Genomic DNA, 15,306 nt, shown 5'->3' on the forward strand with positions numbered 1-15,306 from the left:
GCGGGACCGCACCTACTTTTCTTTGCTCGCGCAAAGAAAAGTAGGCAAAAGAAAGCGCGGCGGATTCAACCGGTCAATGCAACGCCAACGTTTCCGCCAGTTTTTCAGCAGGATTCATAAACTGAAGGGTCAGGCGGGGGCGACCGTTCAGGCGCGCGGCAACCTTGTTCAGCTCAGCCTGTGTATAGCCATCGAGCCGCGTTCCTTTCGGAAAGTACTGGCGCAGAAGTCCATTCGTGTTCTCGTTGCTGCCTCGCTGCCACGGACTCTGCGGGTCGCAAAAATACACCTGCACCTGCGTGGCCACCGTGAAGGCCCTGTGGCTCGCCATCTCCGTGCCGCGGTCCCACGTCAGTGACCGGCGTAGTTGCGCCGGCAGTTTGTTCACCTGCCTGATCAGTGCGGACGCCACGCTTTGCGCGTCCTTGCCCGCCACCTTGACCAGCATGACATAGCGCGAGTGCCGCTCCACCAGTGTGGCAATGTAGGTATTGTCCGCGCCTGCCAGCAGGTCCCCTTCCCAGTGCCCCGGTACCGCCCGGTCGTCCGCCTCGGCGGGCCGCTCGCTGATCGACACCGCCCCGCATATCCGGCCTCTGCCCTGGCCGCGCTCCGAAGCGCTCTTCGCCTGACGCATCGTCCGGTTTGTTCGCAGATGGGCGACCAGTTCCTTTTTAAGCACGCCACGTGTCTGGATGAACAGGCTGCGATAAATGGTTTCGTGAGATATCTGCATGTCCTTGTTGCCCGGGAACTCGCGCCGCAGCCACCCGGCTATCTGTACAGGCGCCCATTGTAGTTTGAGCCGGGCGGCCACCAGGCGACGCAGCCGGGCATTGTTCGACAGTGCACACGCCTTGGGTCGCAGTGCCCGCTCCCAGGTGCTGGCGTCGGCCTCATGGGCCCGATACCTTTGGCTGCCGCCATTGCGCGCGACTTCCCGTGTAACGGTCGAGGTCGGGCGCCCCAGTTGCACGGCAATCTGACGCATCGATATGCCCGCCGCCAGCGAGCGTGAGATATCCTCGCGTTCGGCCAGTGTCAGCGCCCGCCCAGAACGGGTGCGAGTGACCGGGGATATTCCACCCCCTTTAGAGATCACCCGGAAAGGCCCACTTGGATGACGTCCAAGTGCGCGCCCGATCTCGCTCAGCGACTCGCCCTGGCGCCACATCTTCCAGATGTCGGTCTTCTGCTGTGCGCTTAGCCAGTGTTTCCTCTGCCGTTCCATAGTGTTCCACTCTCCAATTCCGCATTGGAACAGATATGTTGCAACGACCGGTTGAATCCGCCGCGTTTACACCAACGCTTCGTAGCGAGTGGCGTCGGTTCATTTACCGGTAGTGGACCGCGCACGATTTGAGTTGCCGCACCGCATGTCTTGGTGACAAGGCAGTCATTAGTTCCGGCTGTTCGCTCCGCGACAGCCGTTGGGCACAGCCCCGTCTTTTTCTCTCGGCGCCATTCGCGCGCAGCACTTCGTCCGTCACAACACCCATTTTCCTGGCATGCGCCGGCCGGTTCGCGCGCGCAAAAATCCTGGCTACGCAGAGCGTCGAAACCATCGTGAAGACGGGTGAACGCCGTGGCGCAAACCGGGCTTTGGACTGGACGCTGGAACGGTCGTGAAGGCTGGCAAATCGTGCGGCGCGAACTGGGCTTTGAGCCGACGCCGGAAGCGTCCTAAAGAGGCCGGATGCAATAGCGCAAACCGCGCTTTGGGCCGGACGCCCGAACCGTCGAGAACGCCGAAAAATAGCGTGACGCAAACGGGTTTTTGAAGTGGGCGACCGCCGCGCAGCGGGCGGGATGTGCGGGCGCGGACCACCGGGAAAAACGGACCGGCAACTCAAAACGTGCGCGGTCCACTACCCGAAAATTGATAGACGCCACTCGCTACGAAGTGCGAGGTAAACGCGCTTTCTTTTGCCTACTTTTCTTTGCGCGAGCAAAGAAAAGTAGGTGCGGTCCCGCACAGGGACGATCCAGGCAAACCGACGCGAAAACGGGACAACCGAAACAAAAACCAGGCGACCCACCGCGAAACCGGGACAACCAAACCAACACCAACCCAAAACCCAACCGTTGGACAACTCACTTCCCTTTATGCTGCTCCCCCCCAAGCCCAGGAAAAAAAGCATTCCACGCTGCCCGGACTCCTTCCGCGGCAGCGGCTTCGGCAGTTGCCGTCGGGGCATCCGCGACCTCCGCCGGATCGGCGGACAAACCACGCCAATGCGTGAACACCAGCAACGGCTTCTCCGTCCACTCGCCATCGCCATACTTCGAAAACGCCGTGTCGTCGCTTACCAGCTTCACCTCGTACCAGCCGTCGCGAACCGGTGCGTAAAGCGCCAGCTCATACCAGTCAGTCGGTTGTATATCCATCATGTCCTCGATGATCGTCAGATCGTGATGTCATGCGGTTAAGTTCGATCGTCACCGCAACGGCACTCACGCAACTTCCCCGAAGCTCCGCCGTCGCACTTCCGAACCCCTCCAGCGTGCGCGATCCGTCGCCGTGACGCAAGCCGCCAAACGTAAGTTTTGTCGCGCAATACCACCGCGCCACGGCGTCGGCTTTCCGTGGACGCCCGCCCCACAAGGCCGCCCGGCACGCTTCGTGGTCCCATCGAATCCGCCCTCCAGTGGATCTTTTTCCGCCCCTTCGTTTGACGTATCGTGTGTCATCGGGTTTCGCATTTCGCAACGCAACATCGGCCCGTACCAACAGCACGCTACAGACGCCTTACACGCACAGGAGATCCGGTGGAACCACGCCTCAACGAGTATCAGCAACCCATCGGCGCAGCATTGCCCGACTGGAAGCCGGCGCACACGCCCGGCCGCGCGCCGCTCACGGGCCGCTATTGCCGGATCGAACGGGTCGACGTCGAACGCGATGCGAACGACCTGTTCGACGCGTACCGGTCAGCGCCCGACAACCGCGCGTGGACCTATCTGGCGGTCGGGCCGTTCGACAGTCTCGAAGTATTTCGTGACCACCTGACGAAGATGGCGGCTTCCGCCGATCCGTTCCATCACACGGTGATCGATCTCGCGACCGGCAAGGCCGTCGGCACGCTTGCACTGATGCGGATCGACCCGCCGAACGGCGTCATCGAAGTCGGCCACGTCACGTATTCCCCGCGCCTGCAACGCACCCGCATCGCAACCGACGCGATGTGCGTGCTGATGCACTATGTGTTCGAGACGCTCGGCTATCGCCGCTTCGAATGGAAATGCGATTCGCTGAACGCGCCGTCGCGCGAGGCCGCGCTGCGCTACGGTTTCACGTTCGAAGGCATCTTCCGGCAAGCCATCGTCACGCGCGGCCGCAATCGCGACACTGCCTGGTATTCCGTGATCGACGCCGAATGGCCCGCGCTGCGCGCCGCCTACGCGAACTGGCTGGCCGACGGAAACTTCGACGCAAACGGCACGCAGATCGCGAAACTCGGCGACCTGATCGCCGCGCAACGCGACACGCATCCGGCGTAAGCCCAACTCCCGCGGCGCCGCGCGCGCCCCAGCGAGCATGATCCACCGGTTCAGATGGCTGTCCGCGATGGTCGTGAACCTGCTGCTGCCGTGGCTGGCGTACCGGCTCGTGCTGCCGCACGGCGGCGTCGCGGGCGCGCTGGCGGCGTCGGCGCTGCCGTTGATTGCGTGGATGAGCTGGGATCTTGCGCGGCATCGGCATTTCGATGCATTGAGCGCGGTCGTGCTGGTGGGCGTGATCATGTCGCTCGTCACCGTGCTCGCGTTCGGCGGTCCGCATCTGCTGATCTTCGAAGCGCCACTCGTGTCGGGGATGATCGGCGCGACGTTCCTGGTGTCGCTGGCGACGTCGCGCCCGCTGGTGTTCTACCTGGCCCGCTCGACGATCACCCGTGAAAATCCCGTGCGCGGCGCCGAGTTCGAACAGCAATGGCGCGAACGTCCGGCGCTCGCGGCATCGATCCGTGCGCTGACACTGGTGTGGGGCGTGGGATCGGTCGGCGAAAACCTCGTGCGAATCGCGCTCGTCTGGTCGCTCGACGACACCGAAACCGCCCGAATCGCGTCGTCCGCGGTTCAATACTCGGTCTACGGCGCGCTGACGCTCTGGACCTTCTGCTACCGCCGACGCATCAAGCAGGAAGGCGAACAACACGAACGCATGCGCCGCGAAAACGGGCCGTAACCGCGTTGGTCCGGCATCGGGCCCGTATCAGGCCCGCATCAGGCCAGTTCGAGAAACCGCGTCAGACACGGATTGCGATTCGCCGTCGACCACACCAGCACCTGTTCGATGGTCGGTGCGTCGGCGAGCGGCCGGAACACCACGCCCGCCAGCTGCGCCCGGCGCATCGACGCGGGCACCAGCGCAATCCCCACGCCTTCGTCGACGAGACTCAACACCGTCTGCTGCAACTGCACTTCGAAGCGGATGTCCGGCGCGAAACCGCCCTGGCGGCAACAGTCCAGAATGGCGGCGCGCAACGTGGGCGCGACGTCTTCCGATGCGAGCACGAACGACTCGCCTTTCAGTTGCCCGATCTTCAGTTGCCGCGCCCGCGCGCGCGGATGCCGGCGCGACAGCGCCACGCACAACGGCTCGCTGACGATGATGCGCGAACTCAGCGCCGGGTTCGGCGTGCCGGGGAACATGATCGCGGCGTCGATCTGACCGGCCAGCACTTGCGCGGCCAGATCGTTCGACACGACCTCGCGCAGATTCAGCGCGACATCCGGAAAAGCCGCGCCGAAACTGCGCGCGTAGCTCGGCATCACGCTGTACGCGGCGCACATCGTAAAACCGATCGACAGTCGCCCGGCATCGCCGCGCGCGGCGGCCTGCGCGTTGTGGACGGCCTGATCGACGGACGCGAGAATGGCCACGGCGTCGGCGTGGAAGCGCTCGCCCGCCGCCGTCAAGGTCACGCTACGCGGACTGCGTTCGATCAGCTTGACGCCGAGATTCGCTTCGAGCGCCGCAAGCTGACGGCTCAACGGCGGTTGCGACAGGTTCAGACGCGCCGCCGCGCGGCCGAAATGCCGCGTTTCGGCGAGCGTCACGAAGTAACGCAACGGCTTGATGTCGATCATGAGGATTCCGTCTGCCGGATTCGGCGGTGCACGCTCGCTCACCGACGATGCAAAAAAAGTATTGTCGACGCCAGAAAACAGTATTGGATTGTATCAACGGAAACAACTACGCTGGCGGCCAGTCTTCGTTTTCAGAATGCCGTTCTGTCAACCTCCAATGCGTCCTTTCTCGCCTTCCGTTCGGTCCGATGCTGTCTACCCTTGAAATCCTGCTTCCCGTTTTTGGCCTGATCTTCGCGGGCTTTTTCTGCCGACGGCGCAATGTGCTCGGCCCGAATTCCGCATCGGAACTGAACCGGTTCGTGGTGTGGCTGGCATTGCCCGCGCTGCTGTTCGACATCATGGCGCACGCGACCTGGCATCAGTTGTATCAACCGGGATTCGCCGCCGCGTTTTCGCTCGGCTGTGTTTTCGTATTCGGACTCACGCTGATCGCGCGCCTGATGAGCGGCCGCCATCTCGCCGACGCCAGCATCGACGCGATTGCGGCCGGGTATCCGAACACCGGCTATATCGGCTTTCCGTTGTGCCTGATCGCATTCGGCCCGGCCAGTCAGACACCGACCACGATCGCGACGATCCTCGTGGCCTGCGTGCTGTTCGCGTTCGCCATCGTGTTGATCGAAATTGGTCTGCAAACAGAGCGCGCGCCGCACAAACTCGGCTTGAAAGTGTTGAAGTCGCTGGCGCGCAATCCGCTGATCGTGTCGCCGATCGCGGGTGCGCTGTTCGCGTCCATCCACGTGACGATGCCGCAAAGCGCGGAGACCTTTCTGAAACTGCTGGGCGGCGCGGCGAGTCCATGCGCGCTGGTCAGCCTCGGTCTGTTTCTCGCGGAAAAGCGCGGCAGCGCCGCGTCGAAAGCCGCCGACGCCGGTTCGCCGGACACCGACGACACGCCGCAAAGCGCCCACAGTGCGCGCAGCGCGCTGGTGTTGACCGGCCTGAAGCTGATCGCGCAGCCCGCGTTGACGTGGTGGCTGGCCGCGCGCGTGTTCGGTTTGTCGACGGCGCTGGTGGATATGGCGGTCGTGCTCGCCGCATTGCCGACCGGCACCGGCCCGTTCATGCTCGCGGAGTTTTATCGACGCGAGGCGCACATCACGTCGCGCACCATCCTGCTTTCGACGCTCGGATCGCTCGTCACGCTGTCGCTTTTCCTGCTGTACGTACGGCACGGCGGCTAAGTCGCGGCGCCGTACGGACACAATGCCCCCACACGCGTCGATGTAACTTGTCAGCCGTAATTTCAAGGGTTACCTTAGAAAGACGATCCTGCCAGGTCCATCGACGTCATTGCCGGGGAGAGCGCCATGACACCGTCCGTTGCGTCCACCAGTTCTGCCACGCCGTCTTCGACCGACCCGATCGGATCTCATGCGTCCGGAATCACCGAGCCCCACGATGCGCCCGGCGCGTCGCCGGTTCTGGTCGGCGATCATCCGGCGCTCGATCTCATCAACACCATCGCGCCGATCGACGGCCAGATGGTGGACTTTCTCCAATCCGACGACGACGTGCTGCGCTGGCTGATCCAGACCGGCTACGCCGCGCCCGACGAATCCTTCCCGTTCAAACCCGACGCGTTGCGCGATGCCGCGCACAGTCTGCGCGACACGTTGCGCACGCTGATCGATGCACGCAAGGCCGCCGCCGCGCCGTCGCCGTCTCTCGACGTCCGCGCGCTCAACGCGTTTCTGTCGCGCGGGCACTATCAGATCCAGTTGACGCCGAAGCCCGACGGTTTGCAGATTGCGCATCGCTACGAGCGCCGTAGCGCGGAGCAAGTGCTGATGCCGATCGCGGCCGCCGCTGCGGATCTGATCGTCAACGGCAACTTCGATCTGGTGCGCAAGTGCGAGGATCGCGAGTGCACGCTGTGCTTTTACGACCGCACCAAATCGCATCGGCGGCGCTGGTGCAGCATGGCGACGTGCGGGAATCGCAACAAGGTTGCGAACTTCCGGCGGCGTCAGAGTGAACGTCGCGCAGATCACCCCACATCGCCCGACGACCGTCAGGAAACTGAACGAAAAACGTAAGCTTTCATTCAATGACGCGCCATTTATCCACGCTAAGATTGACCCCCTCGTTGGGAGCGGCGGTTTCACCGGCATTCGACCCGTGCTGAAGATCGCCTGCAAAAATTAAAAGCGTTGTCTGGAGAGTGGCATGTCTGAAGAATATGAGGTGCATGGTCCGCACGACCATGCTGTCGAGCACGCGGCATCGGGGCATGCAGCGCATCACCGCGACGCCGATCCGTTCGCGAGCCGGATGGCGGTAATGACCGCCGTGCTCGCGACCGTCGGTGCGGTCTGCGCGTATCAGAGCGGCAACAGCGAAAACCTCGCGCTGTACTACAAGAACGAAGCGGCGATCAAGAAAACCGAAGCGTCGAATCAATGGAATTACTACCAGGCAAAGGGCGAGAAACAGAACCTCGCGGAGATCGGGCTTGCGTTGTCACCGGCGAATTCGGAGTCGCACGACAAGTTCGCCGCCGACGTCGATAAGTACAAGCAGCAGAAAGAGCCGATCCGCGCGAAAGCCGAAGCGATCGAAAAGGACGTGACGCAAGCCGACGCGCAAAGCGAAGCGCTGCTGCATGGCCACCATCGCTGGGCGCAAGCGACGACGCTGATTCAGGTCGCGATCTCGCTGACGGCGATTACGTTGCTGACGCGCAAGAACTGGCTGCGGAATCTGTCGATGGCCGTGGCGGCCGGTGGTGTCGCGCTTGGGGTCTTCGCGTTCTTCTCGGGTTGAGCGGTTGAGCGGTTGAGCGGTTGAGCGGTTGAGCGGTTGAGCCGATACGGTGCGTGCGCCGCATCAGCCACGTCAGTGACCGTTCGACAGCGCGCGCGCCCGTTCGAGCAACAACGCCTGTTCGCGCGCATTGCGTGTCATCTGTGCGGCGCGTTCGAGTTCCGCGCGCGCTTCATCGATGCGATCGAGTCTGGCGAGCAGATCGGCGCGCACGCACGGCAACCAGTGATACGCAGCCAGCGATGGATCGTCGGCCAGCGCATCGACAATGTCGAGTCCCGCGGCCGGTCCGAACGCCATCCCCACGGCCACCGCGCGATTCAGTTCGACGACCGGCGACGGCGACACGTGCGCGAGCACGTCGTACAGCGCGACGATCTGCGCCCAGTCGGTTTGCTCTGCGGTACGGGCGCGCGCGTGACACGCCGCGAGCGCCGCCTGCAACGCATACGGGCCGCTCGCGCCCGCGCCGTCACGCAGGCTCTGCGCCCGTTCCAGCGCGACCAGACCGCGCCGTATCAGCAACGGATCCCAGCGGCTACGATCCTGATCGGGCAACAGCACCGGCCGACCTTGCGCGTCGGTGCGGGCATGCGTGCGCGACGCCTGAATTTCCATCAACGCGACCAGTCCGAGCACTTCGCTTTCGTCAGCCATCAAGCCGGCCAGCACGCGACCGAGTCGCAATGCTTCGTCGCATAGCGCGGGACGCATCCAGTCGTCGCCGGCGGTGGCGGTATAGCCTTCGTTGAAGATCAGATAGATCGCTTCGAGCACCGATGCAAGACGCGGCGCACGCTCTTCCGCGCGCGGCACGTCGAACGGGACTTTGGCGGCCGTCAACGCCCGTTTTGCGCGGACGATGCGTTGCGCGATGGTCGCCTCCGGCACCAGAAACGCGCGCGCGATCTCGACGGTCGTGAGGCCGCCGAGCAGACGCAACGTGAGCGCGACGCGTGCATCCGCCGATAGCACCGGATGACAGGCCGTGAACATCAACCGCAGCAGATCGTCGCCGATGTCGTCGGTGCGCGCGGCGTCGAGTGCATCGACGAAATCGGGCACCAGATGCGCTTCGAGCGCATCCATATCGAGACCGAGCGCCTCGCGTTTGCGCGCGTGCAGCGCGTCCTGGCGAAAGCGATCAAGCGCGCGGTTTCTGACGGCGGCCATCAACCACGCACCGGGATTGTCCGGCACGCCGTCGCGCGGCCAGTGTTCGAGCGCGGACACCAGCGCGTCCTGCGCGAGTTCTTCCGCAACACCCACGTCGCGCACGATACGCGCCGCATGCGCGATGACTTTCGCGGATTCGATCCGCCAGACGGCTTCGATCGCACGATGGGTAGCGGCGGCGTCCACGCCGTCCTCAGGAAGGGATGACCGCATTCGGGTCCATGTACACCAACTCCCAGATATGGCCGTCCGGATCTTCAAAACCGTGGCCGTACATAAAGCCATGATCTTGCGGTACGCGCGGCGCCGTGCCGCCCGCTTCGAGCGCCTTCGCGACCAGCGCATCCACTTCCGCACGACTTTCGCACGACAGACACAGCAACGTCTCGGTGCTGTGCGCCGGATCGCACAGCGTCTTGTGCGTGAAGGTGCTGAAGAACGGCTTGACCAGCAACATCGCGTAAATGTTGTCGCCGATCACCATGCACGTCGCCTGATCGTTGGTGAACTGCGGGTTGAAGGTAAAGCCGAGCGCGCCGAAGAAGCGAGTCGAGCGGTCGAGGTTATCGACGGCGAGGTTCACGTAGATCTGTTTATGCATGATGGCTTCCTGGTGGACCTGTTTTTTTGCAGGGACGATGCGTTCAGGATTTCGACATGTTCAGGTCGCGGAATCGATCGGCTGCCGGGCCGGAATCGAAGTCGTCGAGTTCATAGAGTTGGCGCACTTCGATCTCGCCGTCAGCGTGCTCGCCCGATGGCGCGGGAAAGCGGCGCGCCCATTCCATCGCTTCTTCGCGCGAGCGAACCTGGATCAGCGTATAGCCCGCGATCAGTTCTCTGGATTCGGTGAACGGGCCGTCGATGACCTCGCGTTTGCCGTGTGCATAGCGAATCCGCCAGCCGCTGGCGGTCGGTCGAAGACCGCTGGCGTCGAGCAATACGCCGGCATTCGCAAGCGCTTCGTGATACGTGCCCATCGCATCCATCAACGGCTCACTGGGCAAGATGCCGGCTTCGCTGTCGGCAGTTGCCTTGACGATGATCATGAATCGCATGGCCGTTCTCCTGATGGTGGAAATCGCGCAGCGGGTCGCGCCTGACGTTGCGCCATTCGACAGCGCCTTACTCACACGACGAACGAGATGTACCCATTTCGACATTCCGGTCATACGAAAAAGTCAGCGTAAAAGTCGCGACACCGTGACTCCGATCTTAGCAAGCAATGCGTGCTAAATCGATCAATCGTCTGACGTCAATTCAACGCACGATCGACCAATAGTTCTACAAATCGTCGTTGAATCCTTGCTTGCGGCACATCGGGTTACGTGCTTTATTAGTGACGTGGCCGCGAACGTCTTCGCATGTGCGAACAAGGGGGACAGCATGCTCCACTTCGACTCTTTGTCACGCAGTGTCTGCGTGTCTCTTTCTGTTGTCGTCGCGGGTCTGCTCGTGCCGTCCGGTGCGTCGAGTCAATCACAGCAGCCGCAGTATTCGCACACCGGCGATGTGATTCCCGACAACTCGTATGTCCACGCACCCGACGCCGACCCCGCCAACAACGTCAATGGTTATCGCCTCGTCACGGTTGACGCATCGACATCCACAGGGCAAATCAGATCGTTGACGGGCGTAGACGGTTCGCCGTTTCCGTTATTTCCCGGCTTCCCGAGCCTGATCCAGCAATGGCGCGACGCGGGAATCGATTACGCGCGGATGCACGATCTGTTCGGTGTCGGCGATTACGATCTTCATCTCGATCCCGCCAACGCTGGCGGCGACTCCGACCTCGCCACCATCCTGTTTGGCGGCGACCAAAGCGGAACAGGACCCGAAGCCGCGCAGACCGCTGCGAACTACGTGAACCCACGGGTCATTTTTCCGGACCCGAATGCCGACCCGGAAAATCCTGCCAGCTATAACTTTGCACCGACGGACATCTACATCGCATCGATGCGCGCAGCGGGAACGAAGATCATGTTCCGGGTCGGTCGAAGCTATGGACTGAACGGCCTCGACCATCCGCCGCCTGCGCCGGATTTCGAGCGTTGGTCCGACAGGTGGGCGGCCATTACGCGTCATGTCGCGATGCACTATGTGCAGGGCTGGGACCGCGGAATGATCAATGCAATCGACGCCTGGGAGATCTGGAACGAGCCCGATCTCGGACTCACGCTCTGGCCCGGCACCAGTGACCAGTACTACACGTTTTACAAAAAGGTCGTGCTCGCAATCAAAGCGGTCGATCCCGGCCAGAAGGTGGGCGGCCCCGGCATGGCGTTCAACTCCAACTACTTTTACGGTAGTGGTGAGACACAGACCAATGCCGCCGCCTACGAAGAAGGATTTCTCCGTTACCTGCGCGACAACAACTTGCCGCTCGACTTCTTCTCATGGCATTTTTACGCGTATCTGAATGATACGTATCAGTACTTTTTGCTAGCGAGCCAGCAACGCAAGCTTTTGAACGACTACGGTTTTTCCCAGACGCTGAGTTATCTCAGCGAATGGAACGGCAGTTCGGCGTGGTACGACGTTGCGAAGACGCAGACCGTGTATAAGGCCGCATTCGTATCGAGCGCGATGACGTATATGCAGAACGGGTCCGTCGATTCCGCGTTCTACTATCGCGGCGATGCGCTTTACGACGGCATGTATGCAGGCAGGCGAGCAACGCCGGTCGTTGCGGCTTTCCGTGCGCATCATCTGATGGCGCTCACACCGATCCGGCTACAGGCCACCGGAAGCAACGCACAAGGCTACACCGCGCTGGCCGGACGCAACGATGCCGGAACGACCGTGAACGTGTTGATCACGAATTTCGTTCGCGATCCGGACTACGAGAGCGAGCCGCTCGCGACCACGCCACGCGAGGCGCACCTGAGCACCGCGTTGCCATACGACTCGTTGCTGGCGCGACCGTTTTTCGGCTTCGAGAATCCCACGCGGGTGAACAACCTGAATACGGGCACGCTGGCCGGTGCATTTCCCGCGTTCTACTATCCGCCGTATCAGCCCATTTCCACCAGCGTGCGGAACGGCTATGACCTGACGCTACGAAACATGCCATGGGGCAATGCGCCTTATATGATCACGCGATACCGGATCGACGCAACCCACGAGGACCTGACCATGATCGACAGGACCGTTGGGACGCCGGGCGTGTTGCACTTGCAGGTGATGGCACCGGCGCCATCGGTTGAACTGGTTGTACTTCAGGTAACGCGTTAACCAGCGCGATGCGGTGTTATGCCATTGCCCGGTGTCGGCGACGATTCGGGTCGTGGTGTAGAGCTTGCCAGCGTGGCGCGATTCCGGTCTATTTCAGCGGATTAGCGGTGTCGTCCGGCATGGTCTCTCGCGCTTACCGATATTACCGATAGCACGGCGCGACCTCGCGGACCTCTACCGTGCACCACTCGGCGGCCGGGCACTCGGCCGCGATTGCGACCGCTTGTTCGCGGGTTGCGCAATCGAGCAGGAAGTAGCCACCGATCATTTCCTTTGCCTCCGCGAACGGACCATCGACCAGACGGGGTTCGCCGTTTCTGACTTCCACGCGCACGCCTTCGCTCGATGCGCTGAGCGAATTACTTCCCAGCAGGACGCCGCGCGATTTGAGGTTTTCGGCGAAGCCGAGCATGCGGTCGTAGAGTGCGCGGCCGGTGGCTTCATCGCGTGTCTGACGTTGTTCGACCGGTTCGACGATTAGCAGCATGTAGGGCATGGTGGCTTGACTCCTCGGTTTTGTTCCCGCTGGGGTTGTGGTGGTCCCGCTGGCGGTTTTGTTGGCCCGCTGGGGGTTTTGTTGGCCCGCTGGGGATTTGGTAGGCCCGCTGGGGAGTCTAGTCAAGGGGACGGCTGTAGGGAAGTGCCCCGTTTTTTGCCTCGCGGCATGCGGCTTGCTTCAGAGATGCTCTGATCGCAGGTTTATTGCCGGAGGTCTGTTATGTGGAAATTATTCGGGTTGGTGGCAGTGGTTTGGTGTGCTGCCGGTTGTACTGTAGGTGGCGCCGCTGCGGGCGGCGTCATCGGGAATGAGGCCACTAATCATAGTGCGGTCGGGACGGTGGGTGGGGCCGTTGCCGGCGGGGTTATTGGACATGAATTAGGGAAGTGATTTTTTTGGGTTTTTGGGGTGGGTTTGGGTTGGCGTGTGGCCTGTTTTTACGCTGGGTTGGTTGGTTTTATGCTTTCGTACGCGGCCTGTTTTCACGCTGGTTTGCCTGGATCGTCCCTGTGCGGGACCGCACCTACTTTTCTTTGCTCGCGCAAAGAAAAGTAGGCAAAAGAAAGCGCGTTTACCTCTCGCTCCGTAGCGAGTGGCGTCTAGTATTTAACGGGTAGTGGACCGCGCACGATTTGAGTTGTCGCACCGCTTGCCTTGGTGACAAATGGTATGGACGCCTCCCCCTCGCGAGGGCTGCTGATCGAATGGTCGGGGCGCGACCAGGAAGGTGGGTTCTCGCAACCGACGGCCTCAGATGTGCCAGAGTGGAAGTTGGGCAACGTACCACTTGAGGAAGGAGAACCCAAATGAAGCTTACTCCGGTTGGTGTCGATATTGCGAAGCAGGTGTTCCAGGTCCACTGGGTTGATCCGCAAACAGGCGATGTCGTCAGCCGGCAGATCCGACGCGCCACGTTTCTGTCGCACTTTGCAAATCGCGCGCCGTGCCTGATCGGCATGGAAGCGTGTGGCGGTTCCCAGCACTGGGCGCGTCATCTGGAGCAGATGGGTCATCAGGTGAAGTTGATGCCGGGCCAGGCGGTCAAGGCGTTTGTGAGCGGTAACAAGAGCGACGTGGCTGATGCACGGGCAATCTGGACCGCGGTACAGCAGTCGGGCGTGAGGTCCGTGACGGTCAAGACTGAATCGCAGCAGGCCGTGCTGGCATTGCACCGGATGCGCCAGCAACTGATCAGGTTTCGCACGATGCAGATCAATGGATTGCGTGGGCTGCTGACGGAATACGGTGAAGTGATGGCGGTAGGCCGCGCCGCGCTGAACCGGGCGATGGCTGATGTGCTGGCGCGCCTGGAGGCGCGTTTGCCCACGATGCTGGTGGACACGCTGCGTGAGCAGTGGCAGCGGCTTGACGTTCTCGATGAGCAGATTGCGCGAATCGAACGCCGGCTCTCGGACTGGATGAAGGAAGAGCGTGCCTGCTTAGCAGATCGCCGACATTCCAGGCGTCGGGCTGCTGACAGCGACCGCTGCTGTGGCGACGATGGGCGACCCCAAAGCGTTTCATTCAGGACGTGAGTTTGCGGCCTGGCTGGGTCTGGTGCCCAGACAGACCGGCACCGGCGGCCGGATCAGACTGCATGGGATCAGCAAACGCGGTGATGTGTATCTGCGCACACTGCTGATCCACGGTGCACGATCGGTGCTCGCGCGCGCGAAAGAGCCAGGCCCGTGGATCGAGCAGTTGGGCCGGCGGCGCCCGCATAACGTGGTAATCGTTGCGTTGGCCAACAAGATGGCCCGAACGATTTGGGCGCTGCTGGCGCACGGGCGTACGTACGAGAAAGGCTATGTGAGTACGCGAGCGGCGTAAGCGCTGCAATGACTGAATAAACCGGTTTTGCAGGAGATGGGATGTCAAAGGTTGCGCAAGGTAATTGAGTGTGATGGCACACAGGTCAGACCGGGACTCACCAAACCTGAACTGCCTTGCGGGCTAACAGCCCGTGTGTCAAGTGAGGCGTGAGCCAGCGGATTCCATCGAGGCCAGCGGGTTCGACCTGCAACAAGGCCGGATATAAAGCCGCAGCCTTCCTGTCTACCAACACACACGAAATCCCTTGGCAAACGGGAGGCGTCCATATAAAGGCAGTCATTCGTTCCGGCTGTTCGCTCCGCAACAGCCGTTGGGCACAGCCCCGTCTTTTTCTCTTGGCGCTCTTCGCGCGCTTCACTTCGTCCGTCACAAAACCCACTTTCCTGGCATGCGCCGGGCTGGTCTCACGCGCAAAATTCCAAGCCAATCAGGCCGTCGAAACCATCGTGAAAACGGACAAAATAGCCCAGTGCAAACCGCGCTTTGGCCGGGACGCCGGAACCGTCGAAACGGCGGGCGAGTGGTGTGGCGAAAACCGGGCTTTAATCCGAACGCCGGAACCGTCGAAACGGCGAGCAAATGACGTGGCGAAAATGGATTTTTGAAGTGGGCTACCGCCGCGCAGCGGGCGGGATGTGCGGGCGCGGACCACCACGCCAGGCGGCGCGGCAACTCCAAACGTGCGCGGTCCACTACCCGAAAAA

Annotated in this window: 14 protein-coding genes and 2 pseudogenes; 9 read left to right on the forward strand and 7 right to left on the reverse strand. The window is 62.0% G+C overall.

The window, feature by feature from the left end:
- Positions 1 to 73: 73 nt before the first annotated feature.
- A complete protein-coding gene (locus tag PW947_RS06745) occupies positions 74 to 1,231 on the reverse strand; it encodes an IS30 family transposase (protein ID WP_299630305.1) in 1,158 nt (385 codons plus the stop codon).
- A gap of 863 nt (positions 1,232 to 2,094) precedes the next feature.
- On the reverse strand, positions 2,095 to 2,391 hold the full coding sequence (locus PW947_RS06750) for a hypothetical protein (RefSeq protein WP_299630306.1): 297 nt from the start codon (positions 2,389 to 2,391) through the stop codon (positions 2,095 to 2,097).
- 378 nt (positions 2,392 to 2,769) lie between these two features.
- Between PW947_RS06750 and PW947_RS06755 the strand changes: the two genes are divergently transcribed.
- Together PW947_RS06755 and PW947_RS06760 are read left to right on the forward strand one after the other, a co-directional pair.
- On the forward strand, positions 2,770 to 3,501 hold the full coding sequence (locus PW947_RS06755) for a GNAT family protein (RefSeq protein ID WP_299630307.1): 732 nt from the start codon (positions 2,770 to 2,772) through the stop codon (positions 3,499 to 3,501).
- Positions 3,502 to 3,538: 37 nt separating this feature from the next.
- On the forward strand, positions 3,539 to 4,186 hold the full coding sequence (locus PW947_RS06760) for a VC0807 family protein (protein ID WP_299630308.1): 648 nt from the start codon (positions 3,539 to 3,541) through the stop codon (positions 4,184 to 4,186).
- A 38-nt stretch (positions 4,187 to 4,224) separates the two neighbouring features.
- On the opposite strand, the pseudogene PW947_RS06765 reads toward PW947_RS06760, so the two are convergent.
- Positions 4,225 to 5,140 (reverse strand): annotated as a pseudogene (locus PW947_RS06765) (LysR substrate-binding domain-containing protein).
- A 139-nt stretch (positions 5,141 to 5,279) separates the two neighbouring features.
- Here PW947_RS06765 and PW947_RS06770 point away from each other — a divergent pair.
- The 3 genes from PW947_RS06770 to PW947_RS06780 all read left to right on the forward strand — a co-directional run bounded on the left by PW947_RS06770 (position 5,280) and on the right by PW947_RS06780 (position 7,860).
- Positions 5,280 to 6,278, forward strand: coding sequence for an AEC family transporter (locus tag PW947_RS06770; protein ID WP_299630309.1), 999 nt, complete (start codon positions 5,280 to 5,282; stop codon positions 6,276 to 6,278).
- 126 nt (positions 6,279 to 6,404) lie between these two features.
- Positions 6,405 to 7,133, forward strand: a complete 729-nt coding sequence (locus PW947_RS06775; RefSeq protein WP_299630311.1) for an ABATE domain-containing protein — start codon at positions 6,405 to 6,407, stop codon at positions 7,131 to 7,133.
- 130 nt (positions 7,134 to 7,263) lie between these two features.
- Positions 7,264 to 7,860, forward strand: a complete 597-nt coding sequence (locus tag PW947_RS06780) for a DUF4337 domain-containing protein (RefSeq protein WP_299630313.1) — start codon at positions 7,264 to 7,266, stop codon at positions 7,858 to 7,860.
- A gap of 72 nt (positions 7,861 to 7,932) precedes the next feature.
- Here the strand turns inward: PW947_RS06780 and PW947_RS06785 are convergent, their stop codons facing one another.
- The 3 genes from PW947_RS06785 to PW947_RS06795 are packed head-to-tail and all read right to left on the reverse strand — an operon-like array spanning position 7,933 to position 10,094.
- The gene (locus PW947_RS06785) at positions 7,933 to 9,222 is read right to left on the reverse strand and encodes an RNA polymerase sigma factor (RefSeq protein WP_299630617.1); all 1,290 of its coding nucleotides are present in this window, start codon (positions 9,220 to 9,222) and stop codon (positions 7,933 to 7,935) included.
- 7 nt (positions 9,223 to 9,229) lie between these two features.
- Positions 9,230 to 9,637, reverse strand: coding sequence for a VOC family protein (locus PW947_RS06790; protein WP_299630315.1), 408 nt, complete (start codon positions 9,635 to 9,637; stop codon positions 9,230 to 9,232).
- Positions 9,638 to 9,680: 43 nt separating this feature from the next.
- Positions 9,681 to 10,094 (reverse strand): YciI family protein, encoded by a 414-nt coding sequence (locus tag PW947_RS06795; protein ID WP_299630316.1) that lies wholly within the window; start codon positions 10,092 to 10,094, stop codon positions 9,681 to 9,683.
- Between the two features lie 364 nt (positions 10,095 to 10,458).
- On the opposite strand from PW947_RS06795, the gene PW947_RS06800 reads away from it, so the two are divergent.
- On the forward strand, positions 10,459 to 12,270 hold the full coding sequence (locus tag PW947_RS06800; protein WP_299630318.1) for a hypothetical protein: 1,812 nt from the start codon (positions 10,459 to 10,461) through the stop codon (positions 12,268 to 12,270).
- Between the two features lie 142 nt (positions 12,271 to 12,412).
- On the opposite strand, the gene PW947_RS06805 is transcribed toward PW947_RS06800, so the two are convergent.
- Complete coding sequence (locus PW947_RS06805; RefSeq protein ID WP_299630319.1) at positions 12,413 to 12,766, reverse strand: YciI family protein; 354 nt, start codon at positions 12,764 to 12,766, stop codon at positions 12,413 to 12,415.
- Between the two features lie 222 nt (positions 12,767 to 12,988).
- Here PW947_RS06805 and PW947_RS06810 point away from each other — a divergent pair, with 222 nt between their 5' ends.
- The 3 genes and pseudogenes from PW947_RS06810 (at position 12,989) to PW947_RS06820 (ending at position 15,207) form a co-directional block, all read left to right on the forward strand.
- Entirely contained in the window at positions 12,989 to 13,159 is a 171-nt protein-coding gene (locus PW947_RS06810) for a glycine zipper 2TM domain-containing protein (RefSeq protein WP_299630321.1), read from the forward strand.
- A 416-nt stretch (positions 13,160 to 13,575) separates the two neighbouring features.
- A pseudogene (locus PW947_RS06815) lies at positions 13,576 to 14,599 on the forward strand (IS110 family transposase).
- A gap of 149 nt (positions 14,600 to 14,748) precedes the next feature.
- Positions 14,749 to 15,207 (forward strand): hypothetical protein, encoded by a 459-nt coding sequence (locus PW947_RS06820; RefSeq protein ID WP_299630323.1) that lies wholly within the window; start codon positions 14,749 to 14,751, stop codon positions 15,205 to 15,207.
- The last annotated feature ends 99 nt before the right edge of the window (positions 15,208 to 15,306 follow it).

Origin of the sequence: Paraburkholderia sp. (genome assembly GCF_028283785.1) — a bacterium.
GTDB lineage: Bacteria > Pseudomonadota > Gammaproteobacteria > Burkholderiales > Burkholderiaceae > Paraburkholderia.

Excerpts from the sequence above, each read along its gene's own strand:
- PW947_RS06745 (WP_299630305.1), bottom strand. The coding sequence starts at position 1,231 with ATGGAACGGCAGAGGAAACACTGGCTAAGCGCACAGCAGAAGACCGAC.
- PW947_RS06750 (WP_299630306.1), bottom strand. The coding sequence starts at position 2,391 with ATGATGGATATACAACCGACTGACTGGTATGAGCTGGCGCTTTACGCA.
- PW947_RS06760 (WP_299630308.1), top strand. The coding sequence starts at position 3,539 with ATGATCCACCGGTTCAGATGGCTGTCCGCGATGGTCGTGAACCTGCTG.
- PW947_RS06770 (WP_299630309.1), top strand. The coding sequence starts at position 5,280 with ATGCTGTCTACCCTTGAAATCCTGCTTCCCGTTTTTGGCCTGATCTTC.
- PW947_RS06775 (WP_299630311.1), top strand. The coding sequence starts at position 6,405 with ATGACACCGTCCGTTGCGTCCACCAGTTCTGCCACGCCGTCTTCGACC.
- PW947_RS06780 (WP_299630313.1), top strand. The coding sequence starts at position 7,264 with ATGTCTGAAGAATATGAGGTGCATGGTCCGCACGACCATGCTGTCGAG.
- PW947_RS06790 (WP_299630315.1), bottom strand. The coding sequence starts at position 9,637 with ATGCATAAACAGATCTACGTGAACCTCGCCGTCGATAACCTCGACCGC.
- PW947_RS06795 (WP_299630316.1), bottom strand. The coding sequence starts at position 10,094 with ATGCGATTCATGATCATCGTCAAGGCAACTGCCGACAGCGAAGCCGGC.
- PW947_RS06805 (WP_299630319.1), bottom strand. The coding sequence starts at position 12,766 with ATGCCCTACATGCTGCTAATCGTCGAACCGGTCGAACAACGTCAGACA.
- PW947_RS06810 (WP_299630321.1), top strand. The coding sequence starts at position 12,989 with ATGTGGAAATTATTCGGGTTGGTGGCAGTGGTTTGGTGTGCTGCCGGT.